Consider the following 2,647-nt stretch of genomic DNA (forward strand, 5'->3'; position numbering starts at 1 on the left):
ACAAAGCTCGCACCAAACTGGGGCGCGCCTATCCAGGCATACCCAAAGAGTCAAAATCACTGTGACGAGCTACTAGGAGCGCTTTTCGAGTCGCGGCCGCGGCCCTTCGGTGATGCGGAACCGGGACAGCACGTCGGTGCGAATGGCGCCGCGGAGGATCTTGCCGATTCCGTTGCGCGGCAATTCGTCGAGGGCAAGCAGCAGGCGCGGACGCTTGTAGTCGGTCATGTTCGGCACCACGCGATTGATGCGCTCCTCCCAGCCTGGTGCGGGATTTTCCACCGCTGCCAGAATGACCTCGCCCCAATAGTCCGAGGGAATGCCGACCACCGCGACTTCCGATGGCTGCAGCCCCGGCGCAAGCAACCGTTCGACCTCTTCCGGCGCTACTTTGTAGCCGCCCGACTTGATGACGTCGGCGCTACGGCCGGTGAGGTGCAGCCGGCCGCGTGCATCGAGATAGCCGAGATCGCCGGTTTCGTGGAATTCATTCGGTGCCAATCGGACGAAACCCTCGGCGGTGCGGTATCCGGCCATCAGATGTTGCGCGCGCATCAGGACTTCGCCGCCATCGCCCATGGCGGCCGGCCGGCCGTCCTCGCCGCGGATGACGATTTCAACACCGGGAGCGGGCCAGCCGACGCAGGCGTCCTCGCCTCCGGATGCATACCAGGACTCGGTCTCCTCGGCTTCAAGCACTGTGATCGGATTGAATACCTCGCTCTTGCCATAGGTCACCCGCACCACGGGGCCGAACATCTCCTTGACGCGCGCGTAGAGCGTGGGCTTCAGCACGGCCGTGCCGCAGAAGATCGTGCGCAGCGACGAGAACTGGCGCGTGCCCGCGGCAGCCACGATCTTTGCCAGCACGGTCGGCGGCGCAAACATCGCATCGCATGCGCCGCGTGCAAGGATATCAAGTACGCGCGGCGGGTCGACGCCGTCGAGCAGTGTCACGGCCGCACCCGACGACAGATAGGCATGCGTCATCAACGAGGAGCCGTGCGAGAATGGCGTCATCAGCAGGACGTTGCTGCCGGCACCCGGGCGGAACGGCAGGTTCGCCCGCAGCAATATGTTGGCCGTCCAGCGGCCGATCTGGCTGTGAACCGCGCCTTTCGGACGTCCGGTGGTACCAGAGGTGAAGACGATACGCGCCGGCGCGTCGCCGTCGACCTGCGAAAAGGCGGCCGGATCCAACGCGGTCCGTTCGATGCTTTCGACCTCGATGATGATCGGACCGCCGGCGGCCTTTTCGGTCGCGAGGGCCGCGCCGGTGATCAACAGACGAACGTTGGAGACCGCGAGGCAGTAAGCGCGTTCGTCGCTGCTCAGCGCAGGGTTGATCGGGACTTCGACGGCGCCCGCCAGCATGACGCCGAAAGTGGCCGCAACGGCGTCGGCGCTGTTGCGGAACAATGTAGCCACGGCATCTGCCGGGCCGATCCCGGCCTGCATCAGGGCATCCGCAACGCCGGCGGCTTTGGCGAACAACTCCGCATAGGACGTCGTGCCGGCGGCGTCGACGACAGCCGGCCTGTTGCCGTAGCGGAGCGCGAGCGTGGAGAATTCGCCGGCCCAATGGATTGATTTCGATGACATGCTCGAGTTCTCCGTCGAGACGATCCGCGCTGCTAGCCCGCGCCATAGACCAGATTGGGCAGCCAGAGCGAAAGCTGTGGGACATAGGTGATGATTGCAAGGCACAGCAGCAGCAGGCCGAGGAACGGCAGAACGCCGCGCACCACTTCGGTGACCGGCGCCGTCGAAATCGTGGCCAGCACGTAGAGGTTCAGTCCGACCGGGGGATGAACCAGCGCGATCTCCATGTTGTGGGTAAAGACGATCGCGAAATGGACGGGATCGATTCCGAGCGGTTTCAGCGCAGGCGCAAGGATCGGCATTACCACCAGCAGCGTGGCGGCGACCTCGAGAAAGCATCCGAGCACGAGCAGCAGCACGTTGATCGCGAGCAGGAATTGCCAGGGATGAAGCTGGTTGTCGAGCGTGAACTTCACCAGCGAGGCCGGGATGCCCGAGTCCGTCATCCAGTGGCCGAATGCCAAAGCGGTCGCGACGATGATCATGATCGTCGCGGCGCTCTTGATTGCCTCGGCGATCACCTCGAGCGTCTGGCTGACCTTAAAGCCGCGATAGAAGAACAGGCTGACGAGAAGAGCCACCGTGGCCGAGACCGCGGCTGCTTCGGTGACGGTCATCAGGCCGCCGTAGATTCCGACCATCACGATGAAAGGTACGCACAGCGCGGGCAGGGCATTGAGACTCATCCGCACCAGTTCGGCGCGAGGCACGGACGGTTCGCGCGGCAGCTCGTATTTGTGCGAGTAGTAGAACACCCAGCCGAAGAACATCGCTGCCTGCAGCAGCCCGGGCATGATGCCGGCCAGGAACAGGCGCGGTACCGATTGCTCCGCGATCAGTCCGTAAAGAATCAGCGACAGGCTGGGAGGAATCACGATGCCGATCGTGCCGGAAGCGCCGACCACGCCAAGCGCAAAATGACGCGGATAGCCGCGCTCGATCATCGCCGGCACCAGAATGGTGCCCATGGCAAGTCGGATCGTAGCCATGTCGTTCTGTGAGCCAAGGAGTTGAGTGTTATAGTTGTCTTCCTAAGACCGCTTGG

At 63.6% G+C, this 2,647-nt stretch carries 2 protein-coding genes; both read right to left on the reverse strand.

Going from position 1 to position 2,647, the window contains the following annotated elements; all coding sequences use genetic code 11:
* Positions 1–72: 72 nt before the first annotated feature.
* A complete protein-coding gene (locus tag Q2M23_RS43390) occupies positions 73–1,602 on the reverse strand; it encodes a class I adenylate-forming enzyme family protein (RefSeq protein WP_316399486.1) in 1,530 nt (509 codons plus the stop codon).
* Between the two features lie 32 nt (positions 1,603–1,634).
* On the reverse strand, positions 1,635–2,591 hold the full coding sequence (locus Q2M23_RS43395; protein WP_316399487.1) for a TRAP transporter large permease: 957 nt from the start codon (positions 2,589–2,591) through the stop codon (positions 1,635–1,637).
* Positions 2,592–2,647: the final 56 nt, after the last annotated feature.

Origin of the sequence: Bradyrhizobium sp. 33ap4 (genome assembly GCF_032654765.1) — a bacterium.
In the GTDB taxonomy this organism is placed as follows: domain Bacteria; phylum Pseudomonadota; class Alphaproteobacteria; order Rhizobiales; family Xanthobacteraceae; genus Bradyrhizobium; species Bradyrhizobium australafricanum.